Source organism: Roseomonas elaeocarpi (assembly GCF_042433915.1).
GTDB classification, from domain to species: Bacteria; Pseudomonadota; Alphaproteobacteria; order Acetobacterales; family Acetobacteraceae; genus Roseomonas; species Roseomonas elaeocarpi.
Window position 1 is genome coordinate 259,920 of the sequence record NZ_JBHLUN010000007.1, and the last position, 14,827, is coordinate 274,746.

The window sequence follows — 14,827 nt, forward strand, 5'->3', positions numbered from 1 at the left end:
ATACCTACCTACTAGCGGACTCCCTATCTACCTCTCCCATGAGCGCCGCCCCCGCCACCGATTTCGGACGGATCCTGTTCCGCATCAGCCAGCTCTGGCGACGCGAGGTCGATGGCGGCATGCGCCGCGTCGGGCTGAACGACGCCACCTGGCGCCCGCTGCTCTACCTTGGGCGACTGGGGGAGGGGGTGCGGCAGACCGATCTCGCCGCTGCGCTGCACATCGAGGGACCTTCGCTGGTCCGCCTCCTGGACACGCTTGAGCGCGCAGGGCTCGTGGAGCGGCATCCCGATGCGGAGGACCGGCGTTCCAAGAATCTGCGCATGACGCCGGAAGGCGAGCAGGTCTACGGGCGCGTCGAGGAGGCCTACGGGGCGGTGACCGAGCGTATCCTGACCCGCGTCCCGCCCGACCAGCTCGCCCTCTGCGTTGAGGTCCTGGGGCGCGTGGAACAGGCCCTGCTGGACGGCCCCGCCCCGGCAGACAGCCAAGAAGAGTTGGCATGAGCGGCGCCGCACCCGCGCAGGACGCGACCGTCACTGTTCCAAGCAAAGCCGAGACCGGCTGGCGCTGGTTGTGGCGTGCCATGCCGCGCATCTCCCCGGCCTGGGCCCAGGTGCTGCGGACGCTGGCCGCCTTCACCATCGCCCTCTACTCGGCCTACGCGCTGGAGCTGGACAGCCCTTCTTCGGCCGGGCTGACCGTGCTGATCGTGGCGAACTCCTCGCGCGGCGCGGTGCTGTCCAAGAGCGTGTACCGCCTGCTCGGCACGCTGGTCGGCGCCGTCGTGTCCATCGTGCTGATCGCGCTGTTCAACCAGGCGCCCTGGTTGTTCATCATCGCCTTCGCGGTGTGGCTCGGCTTCTGCACCTTTCTCGCTTCGCTGCTGCGCTACTTCCGCTCCTACGGCGCGGTGCTCGCCGGCTACACCATCGCGCTGATCGGCGTCGGTGCCGTGGCAAATCCTGAAAACGTCTTCACCCTGGCCGCGGCGCGCGTCGCGGTGATCAGCCTGGGCGTGCTGTCCACGGCGCTGGTGTTCCTGGTGACCGATCGCGGCAACAACCGTTCCGCCATCACTGCGCAGCTCAGCCGGGCGATCGCCGGCAGCGCAACCTTTATCCGCGACCTGCTGCGCGGCGGTGGCTTCGCCGAGACGCGGGCCCTGGGGAGCTCGGTCATCGCGCAGGTCGAGGCGATGGATCAGGTGGTGGAATTCACCGCCGTGGAAAACACCGGCATCAGCCGCCACGCCGACGGCCTCCGCCTGGCCAATGCCGCGATCTTCACCGTGCTGGCCTCGGGCCGGCGGACGGCGGAACTGCTGCTGCGGCCCACCCTGGCCGGGCGCGCGGACGTGAGCACGGCGCGCGGGCTGATCGAGAGCCTGACGGAGCGGCTGGCGACGCTGCAGAACGCGTCCGTCGAGCTGCGGAAGCTGCAGGCCGATACCCATGCCGCAGCCGACGAGGTGTCGCGCCTGATGGCCACCTGCGACGACCTGGAAGCGATGGCTTGCCTGCTGCGTGCCCGCGCCCTGCTGAACCAGTTCGTCTATATCCTCGACAGTCTCGTGGCCCTGCACGACGACAAGCCCCGGGCGCCGCAGCTGCGCCTCAAGGCCTACGTCAATCCGGTCACCGCGCTGCGCAACGGGGCCCGCGCCGGTATCGCACTGTTTCTCGGTGGGGCCTTCTGGATCATCAGCGGCTGGTCCTCCGGTGGCGCCATGCTGACCCTGCTGGGGCCGATCTGTGCATTGCTCGGCACGATGGACAGCGCCGCCAAGGCGAGCGTCGGTTTCTTTCAGGGCCTCTTGGTGGCCGTGCTGCTGGGAACCGCCATCACCTACTGCGTGCTGCCGCTGACTGCCGGCTTTCCGCTGCTGCTGACGACGCTGGCGCCGTTCCTGGCCTTGGGCATCCTGGCTTCGCAGCGGCCACGCTGGGCGGGGCAGGGAACCGCTTTCCTGATCTTCTTCGTGGCCACCATCAGTCCCGGCAATCCGATGACCTATGACCTAGAGGCCTCGCTGAACAGCCTGCTGGCCAATATCGTGGGCGGCGCCTGCGGCGTCCTCACCTTCTACGTCCTGTTGCCGGCCAACCCGCCGGCGGAAGCACGGGTGCTGCAACGCTCGCTGCGCAACAGCGTGGTGCGGGTGACCCGTGGCTCCCTGCCACCCTGGCTGCGTTGGGAAAACTTGCAGCACCAGAAGCTTGTCCGCTTGTCGCGCCGCCTCGCGGCGATCGCGCCGGAACGGTCGGCGGCCGCCTTCACCGACGGTGGCGGCGCCCTTCTCGTGGGCCGCGCGCTGATCCGCGTCCGGCAGGCGATCGCAGAAAAGGTCCTGCCTCCGGCGGAGCAGCGCGTGGCGCAGGATGCCGTGAAAAGTTTTGCGCGGGTGATTGAGGATCCCGTGGCCGTTGCGGCCCAGGCGCACCAGGCGGCGTGCCAGCTCGCCGCGCCGGCGGAGGTCGGACAGCCGGCCTTCCAGGTCGCTGCTCTGTTGTACGAGGCGGCCGAGCTGACGGAGCGTCACGCCGACTTCTTCGCGCGACGCGGCGCCTGGGCCGCCGCCACGCCGGGGACCCACTGATGTTCCACGAGATCAGCATCGCCGACGTTTACGTCGCCCCGATCGTTCTGGAAGGCGTGCTCGCGGCGCTGCTCTTCCTGCTGTTGCGCTTCATCCTGGGGCGGACCGGTGTGTTGCACCGCCTCTGGCATCCCGCCCTGTTCGAGGTCGCGCTCTTCGTTTCGCTCCTCTCCCTGCTCGTGCTCCTACGATAGGACCCCCATGCGTTTCGTCGGTTCCACCCTTCGCGTCCTGGTCACGCTGGCCATGGTGGCCGTGGCCGCCGTGCTCGTGCTGATGCTCTGGCGCTCCTACATGCTGGCGCCCTGGACGCGCGACGGCCGCGTTCAGGCCCAGGTCGTCAACGTCGCTTCCGAGGTGCCGGGCACGGTGGTCGAGGTGAAGGTGCGCGACAATCAGTTCGTGAAGCAGGGCGACGTGCTGTTCCAGGTGGACAGGGCGCGCTTTCAGCTCGCGGTCGCGCAGGCGCAGGCCTCGATCGCCAGTGCGCAGAACCAGCTCGACCTCGCGCGGTCCGAGGCGCGTCGCCAGCGCGACCTCCGCGTCTATGCTTCCGAGGAAGCGCGTGAGAAGGCCGACAGCAGCGCGGCGGTCGCGGAGGCGACGCTGGACGGGGCGCGGGTCGCGCTGAATACGGCGCAGCTGAACCTTGCGCGCTCCACGATCGTCTCGCCGGTCAACGGCTTCATTACCCACCTGCGGCTGCAGCCCGGCAACTACGTCAATGCCGGCGTGGCACAGATCGCGATCATCGACAGCGACAGCTTCTGGATCGACGGCTACTTCGAAGAAACCAAGCTGCACACCATCCAGCCCGGACAAACCGCCCGCATCCGCCTGATGGGTTACGACGCGCCGCTGGACGGTGTCGTGGGCAGCATCGGCCGCGGCGTCAGCGACGCGAACGACGCCACAAACAGCCGCGGCCTGCCGACGGTGAACCCGATCTTCACCTGGGTCCGGCTGGCGCAGCGCATCCCCGTGCGCATCGACATCAAGCACGTGCCCGAAGGCATCACGCTGGTGGCTGGCATGACCGCCTCTGTCGCGGTGGGCGAGGAAGCGGAGGCCGGGCCGGGGCTCGGGCGGCAGTTCACCAATTGGGTGCGCGACCACCTTTGAAAGGTGGAATTCAAAGGCTGGGGGTGCCGAGGACGGCGCTGCCCAGGGACAGGAGGAGCGGGGCGGGAAGAACGCTCCGCACCGGATCCTGCCTCCTTCCGGCTGGGGTAGGTAATGCCGTCCGGAAGGAAGCCGGTCCAAAAGAAGAGGGGCCGCATCCTTCCGGACGCGGCCCCTTTTTCGCGGCGAGATCGCGGGCGACTCAGCGCCCGGTGAGGATGCGCGCCACCAGTTCCTTGACGCTCGGGATGTAGCCGTTCGAGTAGAACGGGTCGTCCCGGAAGCGTCCGGCATTGTGCCCGGCAAACATCAGGTTCTGCTCCGGGTCGCCGCCGTGGCCGATATCCTGCAGCGTCTTCTGGATGCAGAAGCTTCGCGGGTCAGCCTTCTTGCCGTTGGTGTAGTCGGCCGAGTGCTGTGACCAGTTCGAGAAGCGGCACTGGCTCAGGCAGCCCATGCAGGCCACCTGGTCGGCCAGGATCTCACGCGACTCGTCCGGCGTCACGAAGACCAGCGTGTCGTCGGGCGTGCGTAGCGCCTCGGTGTAGCCCTGCCGCTCCCACTGCTCGACATGGGCGAGGTCACCGGGAACCAGGAAGACCGGCCGCTTGCGCGGGCCGACGCCGTAGCGGGCGGAGTGCTCGCCGATCGGCTCGGCCGTGTAGGCCACCTGACGCTCGGAACGGCCTTCCAGCATGCGCAGGAAGTCGTTGCGCACGGCCGAGGAGTAGAAGCCGGTGGGCGAGAAGTTCTGCAGGGACACATCGCCGGGGTTCAGCCCCAGCAGGCGCTGCTTCCAGGCATCCGGGATCGGGCTCTCGCGCGTCACCAGCGGACGGGTGCCGAACTGGAAGGCGATGGGGCCGAGCTCCGGATTGTCGATCCAGTCCTCCCATTCCTCCAGCCACCAGACGCCGCCGGCCATGATGATCGGCACATCGCCTAGGCCCACCGCGCGCATGGTGTTGCGCAGGTTCAGCACGCGCGGGAAGGGGCTTTCCGGCTTGCGCGGGTCCTCGCTGTTGCTCAGCCCGTTGTGGCCGCCGGCGAGCCAGGGGTCCTCGTAGACCACGCCGCCCAGCCATTCCTGCGCCTTGTGGTAGGCCCGCTTCCATAGGGCGTTGAAGGCGCGGCCCGAGGACACGATCGGGTAGTAGTGGACGCCGTACTCGCGGGCAATCTCGCTCAGCTTGTAGGGCATGCCGGCGCCGCAGGTGACGCCGTGGATCAGGCCCTTGGCCCCTTCCAGCACGCCGCGCAGCACGCGCTCGGCGCCGCCCATCTCCCAGAGCACGTTGATGTGGACGCGGCCCTGGCCGTTCGACTGCTCGTGCGCAATGCGGGCCTGGGCGATGCCGCCATCGATGCCGTAGCGCACCAGCTCCTCGTGCCGCTCACGCCGGGTCGCGGCGTGGTAGACCTGGGGGATGACGCGGCCCTCGGCGTCGTAGCTGTCGGCATTGACGCCGGAGAAGGTGCCGACGCCGCCATTGGCAGCCCAGTTGCCGCAGGACATGCCGTTGGACGCGGCAACGCCCTTTCCGCCCTCGACGAGGGGAAGCACGTCGACGCCTCCCATGCGGATCGCATTAATGGCCTTCACGGCGGGCAGTCCTGCTCCAGGGCTAAGCTCGGGAATATGGGGTGGCCGGCACCCCTTCACGAGGGGGTGCCGGCCAGTTTTCTCACAGAAGCGTGAGGGTTAGTCGCGGAAGTCGCCGCGGTCGCGGCGCGGGCCGCGATCGCCACGGTCCCGGCGGGGACGGTCGCCGCGGCCTTCGCCGCCTTCCTCACCCTCGGGGCGGGGACGGCGGGCGCCGACCTGCTCGGTGATGTCCGCACCGCTGGCCTGGTCGACCACGCGCATGGAGAGCTTCACCTTGCCGCGGTCGTCGAAGCCGATGACCTTGACCTTCACCTTGTCGCCTACGTTGACGACGTCGGTGGTCTTGTTCACGCGGTCCGCCGCCAGCTCCGAGATGTGGACGAGGCCGTCCTTGGAGCCGAGGAAGTTCACGAAGGCGCCGAAATCGGCGGTCTTCACCACGGTGCCGGTGTAGATCGCGCCGATCTCGGCCTGGGCGGTGATGCCCTTGATCCGGTCGATCGCGGCCTGCGTCGCCTCGGGCGAGGAAGAGGCGATCTTGATCGTGCCGTCGTCGTCGATGTCGATCTTGGTGCCGGTCTGCTCGACGATCTCGCGGATCACCTTGCCGCCGGTGCCGATCACTTCGCGGATCTTGTCCTTGGGCACGGTGATGATCGTGACCTTGGGCGCGTTGGCCGACACGTCGCTGCGGGCGCCGCTCAGGCCCTTCGACATCTCGCCCAGGATGTGGATGCGGCCGTCCTTGGCCTGCTCCAGCGCGGTCTTCATGATGTCGAAGGTGATGGACGTGATCTTGATGTCCATCTGCAGCGCGGTGATGCCCTGCTCGGTGCCCGCCACCTTGAAGTCCATGTCGCCGAGGTGGTCCTCGTCGCCCAGGATGTCGCTCAGCACCGCGAAGCCGCGGTCTTCCTTGATCAGGCCCATGGCGATGCCGGCGCAGGGACGCTTCAGCGGCACGCCCGCATCCATCAGCGACAGCGAGGTGCCGCAAACGGTGGCCATCGAGGAGGAGCCGTTGGACTCGGTGATCTCCGACACCACGCGCATGGTGTAGGGGAACTTCTCCTTCTCCGGCAGCAGCGGGTGGATCGCGCGCCAGGCGAGCTTGCCGTGGCCGATCTCACGGCGGCCGGGCGAGCCCATGCGGCCCGTCTCGTTCACCGAGTAGGGCGGGAAGTTGTAGTGCAGCAGGAAGTTCTCGCGGTACTCGCCCGTGAGGCTGTCGATGATCTGCTCGTCCTGGCCGGTGCCCAGCGTCGCCACGGCGAAGGCCTGGGTCTCACCGCGGGTGAACAGGGCCGAACCGTGGGCGCGCGGCAGCACGCCGACCTCGGCCACGATCGGGCGCACGGTCTTGGTGTCGCGGCCGTCGATGCGCATGCCGGTGTCGAGGATGGCGTTGCGGACCACGTCCGCTTCCAGCTCCTTCATGAGGCCCTTGGCGGCGCCGGTGTCGAGGCCTTCGGCCTCCAGCGCGGCCAGGACCTCCTTCTTGACGTCGCCCACCTTGCCCTGGCGGACGAGCTTCTGGGTCTCCTTGTAGGCCTCGGCCATCTTGTCGCGGCCCAGCGCCGAGATGCGGCTCTTGAGCGTGGTCTCGGCCTCGGAGGCTTCCGGCAGGGCCCAGGGCTCCTTGGCGGCGTGCTCGGCCAGCTCGATGATGCCGGCGATCACGGCCTGGAAGCCCTTGTGGCCGAACTCCACGGCGCCGAGCATGACCTCCTCGGTCAGCTCCTCGGCCTCGGATTCCACCATCAGCACGCCCTCGGCGGTGCCGGCGACCACGAGGTCGAGCTGCGAGCGCTTACGCTCCTCCAGCGTCGGGTTCAGCACGTACTCGCCGTTGATGTAGCCGACGCGGGCGCCGGCCACCGGGCCGAAGAAGGGGATGCCCGACAGCGTCAGCGCGGCGGAGCAGCCCACCAGCGCCACCATGTCGGGGTCGTTCTCCATGTCGTGCGACAGCACCGTCGCGATGACCTGGACCTCGTTGCGGAAGCCTTCGGGGAAGAGCGGGCGGATCGGACGGTCGATCAGGCGCGAGATCAGCGTCTCGCTCTCGGAAGGACGGCCCTCGCGCTTAAAGAAGCCGCCGGGGATCTTGCCCGCGGCGAAGGCCTTTTCCTGGTAGTTCACGGTCAGCGGGAAGAAGTCCTGGCCCGGCTTCACCGAACGCGCGCCCACCGCGGTGCACAGCACGATGGTGTCGCCCAGGCGGGCCATCACGGCCCCGTCGGCCTGACGCGCAACCTTGCCGGTTTCCAGGGTCAGGGTCTTACCGCCCCAGTTGATTTCCTTGCGGAAGTAGTTCTCGAACATGCAAGCGTCCTGTCGGCCCCGGCTGCGGTCGCCTGGAACAGGCTCGGCAGGGCGGGGCAGGTGAGTCCGACACGGAAGCGGCGTGAGGAAAACCGGTGACCCGATACCGATCGGGGGCCGGGCGTCTCGGGCGGCATGGAGAGCCGCTTAGTCGGGGCGGCGGGGTACCATGTGGCCGGAAACGCCTGGCGCGGCTCGTTCCTGCAGCACCGCCGCGTGCGCGGAAGTGAGGCGCGGCCGAAAAACTGGCGCACCCTGCGGGCCGCTATATGGCCTGCGGGTCATGAAAACACCAGCGCCAATCCACAGGCTCCACTTCGGCCTCTCAGCTGGGCATCCGGCAGGGGCCGTCGTCAGGACGTCGTGCCCGCCCCGCCTGCCGTGACGGAACGGGCACCGGCGGGGCGACGCGGCCCCGCTCAGGGCTTCGCGCGCTCGGCGCTGCCGGCCACGGTGCTGCCGACCACCGAAACATCCTGGCCGGCGCCGGCGATGGTGTTGCAGGCACCCAGCAGCCCGGCGGAGCCGAGCAGCGTGCCGATGGTCAGGGCGAGGGCGAAGATCCGACGCATGGTGTTGTTCCTTCTCGCGGTTCTGCCGGCTTCCACGGGGAAGCCTCCGGGCAATGCCTCAGCGAAACATGCCGTGGCTTGTTCCAGCAACATTCATGCTGCGTGGTAGGTTTCGACACCGGAAGCGTCGCGTGCGGAAAAAATCACTCCAGCCGGACCTGCCGTCGGAGCGCCGCTGCTCAGGGGCGGGCGTAGGTGCCGATCAGCATCCCCTTGGCCAGCACATGGCCGCGCAGCGCGTCGCGAAGCGCGCCTCGCCCGGGTGCTCCGTCGAAGTCCGGCACCGTGTCGAGCGCGAAGATCTGGAAGCAGTAGCGGTGGGCGCCGTGGCCCGAGGGCGGATCAGGCGGCAACCACCCTGCCTTGAGGAAGGAGTTGCGGCCCATCCCTGCGGTGTCGACCGGATCACCGTCCGGTCCCCCGGCCGGGCCCGGAAGGTCATCCTCGTCCAACGCGTCGTCGCGCGGCGGCAGACCCGTGACGATGGCGTGCACCAGCGGCTGCGGCGTCGGGCTGTCGGCATCTTCCACCAGCAGCACCAGCGCCTGGGTTTCCGCGGGAACGCCGGACCACCGCAGGGGTGGGGACATGCGCTCGCCATCCTCGGTGAAGCGCGCCGGAAGCGGCTCCCCTGACTGGAAAGCCGGGCTGCTCAGCTGCAGGGTGTCGGGCACCTCGACCACCTCGGCGCTGTTGAAGGTGATGGCGTCGAGCCCGGCGCGCAGGCCCTGCAAGGCACGCCCGAGCCCTGAAGGAAGCTTTTCCAGCACCACCGGATCTCCATCGCTGATCGCCAGGAGGGAGCGTCACAGGGCGGGATGGGTTGCAGCTGGCCCGGACACCCTGCCAGGTGCGGCCACTTCCGTGGTGGCCTCCTGCCTACGTCGCGTCCGGAAAGCGGGTGGGTGTCGCCGGCCGGGGACAGGGCCAGGAGCGGCCGGAGCTCTATCAGTCCACGCTGTCGGCCAGTTCCGGTAGGTCGCGCGGCGCCAGGAAGCGGCGCATCGAGGCGCCGCCCGGGCCGGCCGCGTCCCAGCTCGTGGCGAGCGAGAACTCCGTCAGGGTGCCGGTGGGGTAACCTTCGTTCAGCCGGAGGGCGGGTCCTTCCGAGGCCGCGAGCGCGGCCTTGCCCGCCAAGCGAACGGCGAGCTCGTGCAGGCCGGGATTATGGGCCACCACCATCAGGCTGGCGACCTCCTCCGGCACCATCGCCACGGCGTCCAGCAGCGCGTCGGGCGAGGCCAGGTACAACGTGTCCAGCACCTCTACCTTCGCTCCGTCGAGGCGCAGGAGATCGAGCGTTTGCAGGGTGCGCCGGGCGGAGGACACCAGCACCATGGCGGGCCGCAGCCCGGCGGCTGCCATCGCCTGCCCCATGGCCGCCGCGGCCCTGCGGCCACGCGGGTTCAGGCCGCGGGCGTGGTCCGACAGGGCCGGATCGTCCCAGGAGGACTTGGCGTGGCGCAGCAGCAGCAACTGTTTCACGACGCGCCCCTATCGTCCCGGATCATCGCTACCACGCTGGAAACCCCTTGAAGTTCATGGCACTACACTTCCCAGACCGTCCCAGTCTCACCCGGCCTTGTCGGCGTCTGACCGGGTATGGGACCGGGTACCGGGTACGGAGGCACTGGTGCTGACAGACAAGGAGATCCGCGGCGCGGCAGCCCAGGACAAGGCCTACCGCATCCGGGACGATAAGGGGCTGTGGCTCCAGATCAATCCCAACGGGAGCAAGCTCTGGCGCTACCGCTACGAGTTCGCCGGCCGGGAGAAGATGCTGGCGCTCGGCCGGTACCCGGCCATGTCGCTGGCGGCGGCCCGGAAGGGGCGCGAGGCCGCCCGTGCGCTGCTCGATGAGGGCAAGGACCCCGCAACAGAGAAGGCCCTGACCCGCGCCGGGAACGTGGCTTCCAGCCTGAGCACCTTCGAAGCGGTGGCGCGCGACTGGTTGAAGGTACGGGGCGTGTCCTGGGTGCCGCGTCATACCCGCGCCATCGAGCTGAGCCTGGAACTCCACGTCTTCCCCACGCTGGGCAAGCTGCCGATCGCCGGCATCACTTCTCCGATGGTGCTGGCGCTGCTGCGCCGGGTGGAGGCCCAGGGGACGCCGGACCTGGCCAAGCGCCTCCGCCAGCGCCTGTCCATGGTCTTCGTCCACGCCATCGCCACGGGCCAGGGGGAGAGCGACCCGGCGGCCGTGGTCGTACCCGCGCTGGTGCCGCGATCCATCGGCAAGCAGCCGGCGATCACCGACCTGGCGCAGGCCAGGGCGATGCTCCGCAAGGTGGAGGAGACCTCCTCCGAGCCTTGGGTTCGGACGCTGAACCGGTTTCAGGCGCTGACCGCGGTGCGGCCGGGTGAGGCGCGGGGCGCGGCCTGGGCGGAGATCGAGGGGCTCGACACGGACAAGCCGCTGTGGCGCATCCCGCCCGAGCGCATGAAGAAGCGTCGAGAGCACCTGGTGCCGCTGGCGCCTCAAGCGGCCGAGCTGCTGCGGCTCATGCACCAGCTGACCGGCAGCAGCCCCTTCGTGTTCCCCCACCGCCATAGCTCGAAGCGACCTGGCGGCACCACCGCGCTGGCGGTGCTGCTGAACCGGGCCGGCTTCGCGGGCAAGCACGTCCCCCATGGCTGGCGGGCCACCTTCTCCACGGTGATGAACGAGCGGTTCCCCGAGGATCATGCCGCCATCGAGATCATGCTGGCGCACGTCAGTCGCAACGCGGTGGCGGCCGCCTACAATAGAGCGCTGAGGCTCGAGCGGCGCCGCGAACTGGCGACGACCTGGGCCGGGCTGCTGCTGGAAGGTGCCCTGCCGGCAGCGGCGCTGTTCGACCCGGTCAGCCAGCCCGCCGCCTGACCGAAGGTGCCACCCGGCCGGAACTCTCCAGAGACGGTGGCGGGATCGTCACCACCCCGGTGGCGTGCCCATCCTTCCATGCCTGGATCTGGGAGGTGGTCCAGCGCACGCAGCCTCCACCCAACTGGCGTGGCGCCGGGAAGGTACCCGCCGAGATCCGCCGGTAGATGGTGGAGCGGCCGAGCCCGACCTCACGCTCCACCTCGGCAAGGCGGAGGTAGGGGTCGCTGATCAGGGTGCCGTCAGGCATCGGGCGCCTCCCGGTTCGCGAGATCTAGCAGCGCGTCAGCGTGGCAGGGCCCTTCCTTGCACCAGCACGCCAAATTCTTGCCGCGGAGGGAACTCAGCGGCGGCTGCATCCGGTGCTCCTGCCAGAAAGGCAGGTCACGTCGGTAGGCCGCGACAGCATCGGCTGCGTCCATGTACCGGAGCCTGCCGTCGCCGTTGTCGCACAGGGAGATGCCGACACGGTGCGGATTGCCCCACGCAGTGCCGCGACTGACCTTCACCGTGTTCGGCGGCATCCTCCAGCCCTTCTTGCGGGACAGCTGGATCCGCACCGGCTCCCGCACCAGGCTCGCGCTGCGCTCGGCGGCGGCGGCGGTGGATTTGGCGGTCATGGCGCCTTCCTCAATGCGTTGCGGCTGGTGATCGCCCAGAAGCCGTCCTCGAAGACGACCCGGCAGGAGTTGAGGGTGCCGCGCGCTGTGACGCGGCAGGTCTGGCCGTAGCGCTCGGGCAGGCGGGCTTTCCAGCGCCAGACGTAAAGCTGCTCACCCATTCCCCCGCTCCTCCTGCTCCTGCGCGGCGCGGGCGCGGGTGTTCAGCGGCATGGTGAAGAACTGCCCAGACACTCCGCATCCAGCGAGAACCCGAGCGTTCTCCCAGCCGTAGGCGACCAGCACGGAGGGTGCTCCGCAGTTCGCATCAGCGCGGCGCCCGTCCGGATGGTGGAAGTGAATGCGCCCTTCCAGGAACAGGACCCCGGTTGCGGTGGGCGAGCGCCAGACCGTCTCCCAGAACCAAGCCGTTTCGGTGCGCGCCATCACCAGCGCGATGCCATCGCCATGCTCCGACATGCGCCGCATCCAGGCCTGCGCCTCGCGGCTATAGGGAGGGTTCAGCCAGACGCGGCCGGCCCACGGCTGCTTCAAGCCGTCCTCGGCTGGCGTGATGTGCCGCGACGCCGTGGACCACGGCATGACTGGCGGGCAGCACGGGTCGAGATCGAAGGCACCCAGCTTCTGCAGCAGGTCCGGCGGGGTCAGCCATGTGTCCGAGATCATGGCCGCAGACTGGTGACCACCGATCGCACGGCGCGCCACCAGCCCCGCCCGCCGAGAGGTCGTTGCTCGCTCACTCATGGCGCCCCTCCGCGCTGGCAGCCTCGGTGCGGGCGGCGAGGGCTTTGCTACCGACCTCTGTCAGGCGCCAGATCGGACTGCCTTTCTCCATGCCCTCCCATGCTCCGGCATTCAGTTCTTCCGCCTCGCCTTCGGTGGCTGCGCCGTACTCAACGAACCCGGCCGCCTCCATGCGTTCCAGGAAGTCATTCGACTTGAAGTCACCGGCGCAAAAGTCCTGCCAGTGCCGATGAAGGTCTTCGGCAGCCTCCCCCACCGTGTCCGCAGCGGGCCGCGCGAGGGTGGCGGCACTCCTCAGGCGTTCGATGGTGCGATAGAGGGCTGCCACCTCATGTTCGCGGCCTTCCTCGACGCGGCGCAGATACGTCCGCAGCTTCTCGCGTGCCTCCTCGGACTGCTCTAGACGACGCCTCAGTTCTTCCACCTCCCCCGCCGCCACCGGCTGATGCGGGGGCTGCGCGGCGAGGGCGTATTCGTCGTACAGTGGGAGCCAGCCCGCGCCGCTCTGCGGTGACGGAGCGCTTTCCCGATAGAACCAACGATACTTGCCGCGACGGCGCCACATGACCGGCTCCGTCACTCGCCCCGCGCTCGCGGCCGGCTGCGGGGTGGGGGACGGGGTGGCGAGGGCTGCGCGGGCAATCTCCTGACGTTGAAGCGCGACAACAAACCACGAAGGCGGCTGGGCTTCCCCAGGGAAAAGTTCATGCACCGGAGCAGCAATCCGCTCCAGCGCCGCCTCCAGCAGCGCCTCGCGCGTCGCGGGTTCACCGGGCATCGGGGGTCTCCGGGGTGCGGGTGGCAGCGTCGAACGCGCGCTGGCAAGTGTCGGTCCAGGGCTCGCCGCACTGAATGACGGAACAGAAGAACAGCAGGCACTGACGCGCCCTGTCCCGCTCTGCCTCCGCGACCCGCAGGCGATCCAGCAGCGCGAGATAGCCGACGAGCATCCAGCCTCGCTCGGTGGGTTCGACGCTGCCGAAGCTGGCGCTGAAGCCCTGTGCTTTGCCCCAGCGTACCAAGCCGGCCGGCTCTAGTTCGCCTGTCGGGCCTTCCGTGCGATGGCACACCATCAGTGCCGTAGGACGTTCGAGGTCCAGCCGCGTCTGCGCGATGGCCTTCAGTTCCTCCAGCGCTTCCCGGCTGACCTTCGCGGCCAGCCCCTCCACATCCACGCTCATACCGCCGCTCCCTCGCTCTGGGCGTCCTCGCGGGAGGCGAGGGTGCTCTTCCCTCCAGCCGCGGGGCAGCGCAGTGCCGCCACCTCGCGCAGGTACTCGCTGGCCGCCGCGATCTCGGACGCAGTGGCGGTCGCGGTGATCGTCACCAGCACGTTCGCGGTGGCGAAGGAGGACTTCTGGACGGGGGTCATGCGCCCCTCCGCTCGATCAGCTCGCCCAGCAGGCGGTCGACCGTCTGCCACACGGGCTCGTCGCCCTGACGCTCTCGGTGCACCAGGTCGTGCGCCTCCTTCGTCACGTTCAGCGTGCCGCGCGTCGCCTCCGGCCGCGGTGTGCGCATCGCCAGCATGGCTCGCTCGATCACCTCGACCGGCACGACGAGCGTGGCGGCGATGTCGGCCGGCTCCTGCCCCTGCTTCCGCATGCGGCGCACAGCGGCCACGAACTCGTCCGAGAGGCCGATGTCGGGGCGTAGCGCCTGGGTGCGGCGGGACATGTCGCCGGCGTGGTGGCCTGGCGGTGTTCCGGCGAAGCCGCTCATGCCGCGCCCTCCAGTTCGGCGATGCGACGGTCGATGCTGCGCTCGACCTGCCTCACCGCCTCGGGGTGCCGCTTGAACACGCTGGCGAGTTCTGACCCATTCAAGGCGCGCAGATGTCGCACCTCTGCGACATCTTTGCAGAGGCGCAGCGCCTTGGCCCAAGCGGCAGCCCAGACCTGCACGTCGGTGCCGGAAGTGAGCACCGCACGCAGCTCGTGGACTGTGCCGTCGCGGGTGATGAGGGGCAGCGCTTCGGTGGCGGCCTCAAGCATCGGCCTTCTCCTCGCGCGCCCGCGCCAGGGCCGCGCGACCACGCTCCGTCAGCACGTAGGTGTTGAAGGCGACGCCTGGGGCGAGCAGTCCCTTGGCGATGCAGCGGTCCACCTGCAGCGGCCAGTCGAAGCCGGGCTCCTTCGCGGAGCGGTTCTGCGGCACGTCGCTGTAGGCGCCGGCGCGGCGCACGCAGCCGGCGGTCTCTGCCTTGTCGAGAACCCGGAAGTGCGACTTGAACAGCTTCGGGATTGGGGCGGGCGCGGTGGCGGTCGCCATCGTCACACCCTCATCGGCATCAGGCAGGCCAGGCCGCCCGGGAACTCGATCCGCATCGGGGCATGACCGTCCTGCACCCGCATCGTGAAGCCCTTCGGAGCGGCT

At 69.2% G+C, this 14,827-nt stretch carries 20 protein-coding genes; 5 read left to right on the forward strand and 15 right to left on the reverse strand.

Annotated elements, in window-relative coordinates; translation table 11 throughout:
* Positions 1 to 38 precede the first annotated feature (38 nt).
* Genes ACFFGY_RS11310 through ACFFGY_RS11325 form a run of 4 tightly spaced genes read left to right on the forward strand, consistent with a single transcriptional unit; the run spans position 39 to position 3,721 of the window.
* A complete protein-coding gene (locus tag ACFFGY_RS11310; protein WP_377044591.1) occupies positions 39 to 506 on the forward strand; it encodes a MarR family winged helix-turn-helix transcriptional regulator in 468 nt (155 codons plus the stop codon).
* On the forward strand, positions 503 to 2,599 hold the full coding sequence (locus ACFFGY_RS11315) for an FUSC family protein (protein ID WP_377044592.1): 2,097 nt from the start codon (positions 503 to 505) through the stop codon (positions 2,597 to 2,599). The genes ACFFGY_RS11310 and ACFFGY_RS11315 overlap by 4 nt, the downstream gene beginning before the upstream one ends.
* Positions 2,599 to 2,793: a DUF1656 domain-containing protein gene (locus tag ACFFGY_RS11320; RefSeq protein WP_377044593.1), complete on the forward strand. Its 195-nt coding sequence runs from the start codon at positions 2,599 to 2,601 to the stop codon at positions 2,791 to 2,793. The genes ACFFGY_RS11315 and ACFFGY_RS11320 overlap by 1 nt, the downstream gene beginning before the upstream one ends.
* 7 nt (positions 2,794 to 2,800) lie before the next feature.
* Complete coding sequence (locus tag ACFFGY_RS11325; protein WP_377044594.1) at positions 2,801 to 3,721, forward strand: efflux RND transporter periplasmic adaptor subunit; 921 nt, start codon at positions 2,801 to 2,803, stop codon at positions 3,719 to 3,721.
* A gap of 202 nt (positions 3,722 to 3,923) precedes the next feature.
* On the opposite strand, the gene ACFFGY_RS11330 is transcribed toward ACFFGY_RS11325, so the two are convergent.
* The 5 genes from ACFFGY_RS11330 to ACFFGY_RS11350 form a co-directional block, all read right to left on the reverse strand.
* Positions 3,924 to 5,324 carry an NAD(P)H-dependent flavin oxidoreductase gene (locus ACFFGY_RS11330; protein WP_377044595.1) on the reverse strand — a complete coding sequence of 467 codons (1,401 nt, stop codon included), beginning with the start codon at positions 5,322 to 5,324 and terminating at the stop codon, positions 3,924 to 3,926.
* 99 nt (positions 5,325 to 5,423) lie between these two features.
* Positions 5,424 to 7,652 carry a polyribonucleotide nucleotidyltransferase gene (gene pnp / locus ACFFGY_RS11335; RefSeq protein ID WP_377044596.1) on the reverse strand — a complete coding sequence of 743 codons (2,229 nt, stop codon included), beginning with the start codon at positions 7,650 to 7,652 and terminating at the stop codon, positions 5,424 to 5,426.
* Positions 7,653 to 8,071: 419 nt separating this feature from the next.
* Positions 8,072 to 8,224: an entericidin EcnA/B family protein gene (locus ACFFGY_RS11340; RefSeq protein ID WP_377044597.1), complete on the reverse strand. Its 153-nt coding sequence runs from the start codon at positions 8,222 to 8,224 to the stop codon at positions 8,072 to 8,074.
* A 179-nt stretch (positions 8,225 to 8,403) separates the two neighbouring features.
* Positions 8,404 to 8,994 carry a YbhB/YbcL family Raf kinase inhibitor-like protein gene (locus ACFFGY_RS11345; protein WP_377044598.1) on the reverse strand — a complete coding sequence of 197 codons (591 nt, stop codon included), beginning with the start codon at positions 8,992 to 8,994 and terminating at the stop codon, positions 8,404 to 8,406.
* A 178-nt stretch (positions 8,995 to 9,172) separates the two neighbouring features.
* Positions 9,173 to 9,709 (reverse strand): SixA phosphatase family protein, encoded by a 537-nt coding sequence (locus ACFFGY_RS11350; protein ID WP_377044599.1) that lies wholly within the window; start codon positions 9,707 to 9,709, stop codon positions 9,173 to 9,175.
* Between the two features lie 148 nt (positions 9,710 to 9,857).
* Between ACFFGY_RS11350 and ACFFGY_RS11355 the strand changes: the two genes are divergently transcribed.
* Positions 9,858 to 11,087 (forward strand): tyrosine-type recombinase/integrase, encoded by a 1,230-nt coding sequence (locus ACFFGY_RS11355; RefSeq protein WP_377044600.1) that lies wholly within the window; start codon positions 9,858 to 9,860, stop codon positions 11,085 to 11,087.
* Here ACFFGY_RS11355 and ACFFGY_RS11360 read toward each other — a convergent pair.
* The 10 genes from ACFFGY_RS11360 to ACFFGY_RS11405 are packed head-to-tail and all read right to left on the reverse strand — an operon-like array spanning position 11,068 to position 14,722.
* On the reverse strand, positions 11,068 to 11,337 hold the full coding sequence (locus ACFFGY_RS11360; protein ID WP_377044601.1) for a helix-turn-helix transcriptional regulator: 270 nt from the start codon (positions 11,335 to 11,337) through the stop codon (positions 11,068 to 11,070). The two genes, ACFFGY_RS11355 and ACFFGY_RS11360, sit on opposite strands and share 20 nt — an antisense overlap.
* Positions 11,330 to 11,707: a DUF4326 domain-containing protein gene (locus ACFFGY_RS11365; protein WP_377044602.1), complete on the reverse strand. Its 378-nt coding sequence runs from the start codon at positions 11,705 to 11,707 to the stop codon at positions 11,330 to 11,332. Before ACFFGY_RS11365 ends, ACFFGY_RS11360 begins: the two co-directional genes overlap by 8 nt.
* Positions 11,704 to 11,868 carry a hypothetical protein gene (locus tag ACFFGY_RS11370; protein WP_377044603.1) on the reverse strand — a complete coding sequence of 55 codons (165 nt, stop codon included), beginning with the start codon at positions 11,866 to 11,868 and terminating at the stop codon, positions 11,704 to 11,706. Before ACFFGY_RS11370 ends, ACFFGY_RS11365 begins: the two co-directional genes overlap by 4 nt.
* Positions 11,861 to 12,412, reverse strand: coding sequence for a DNA N-6-adenine-methyltransferase (locus ACFFGY_RS11375; RefSeq protein WP_377044604.1), 552 nt, complete (start codon positions 12,410 to 12,412; stop codon positions 11,861 to 11,863). The genes ACFFGY_RS11370 and ACFFGY_RS11375 overlap by 8 nt, the downstream gene beginning before the upstream one ends.
* Before the next feature lie 31 nt (positions 12,413 to 12,443).
* Positions 12,444 to 13,229 (reverse strand): hypothetical protein, encoded by a 786-nt coding sequence (locus tag ACFFGY_RS11380; RefSeq protein WP_377044605.1) that lies wholly within the window; start codon positions 13,227 to 13,229, stop codon positions 12,444 to 12,446.
* Entirely contained in the window at positions 13,219 to 13,632 is a 414-nt protein-coding gene (locus tag ACFFGY_RS11385) for a hypothetical protein (RefSeq protein ID WP_377044606.1), read from the reverse strand. The genes ACFFGY_RS11380 and ACFFGY_RS11385 overlap by 11 nt, the downstream gene beginning before the upstream one ends.
* The gene (locus ACFFGY_RS11390; protein WP_377044607.1) at positions 13,629 to 13,823 is read right to left on the reverse strand and encodes a hypothetical protein; all 195 of its coding nucleotides are present in this window, start codon (positions 13,821 to 13,823) and stop codon (positions 13,629 to 13,631) included. The genes ACFFGY_RS11385 and ACFFGY_RS11390 overlap by 4 nt, the downstream gene beginning before the upstream one ends.
* Positions 13,820 to 14,173 (reverse strand): hypothetical protein, encoded by a 354-nt coding sequence (locus ACFFGY_RS11395; RefSeq protein ID WP_377044608.1) that lies wholly within the window; start codon positions 14,171 to 14,173, stop codon positions 13,820 to 13,822. The genes ACFFGY_RS11390 and ACFFGY_RS11395 overlap by 4 nt, the downstream gene beginning before the upstream one ends.
* Entirely contained in the window at positions 14,170 to 14,445 is a 276-nt protein-coding gene (locus ACFFGY_RS11400; RefSeq protein WP_377044609.1) for a hypothetical protein, read from the reverse strand. The genes ACFFGY_RS11395 and ACFFGY_RS11400 overlap by 4 nt, the downstream gene beginning before the upstream one ends.
* Positions 14,438 to 14,722: a hypothetical protein gene (locus tag ACFFGY_RS11405; protein WP_377044610.1), complete on the reverse strand. Its 285-nt coding sequence runs from the start codon at positions 14,720 to 14,722 to the stop codon at positions 14,438 to 14,440. The genes ACFFGY_RS11400 and ACFFGY_RS11405 overlap by 8 nt, the downstream gene beginning before the upstream one ends.
* Between the last annotated feature and the right edge of the window lie 105 nt (positions 14,723 to 14,827).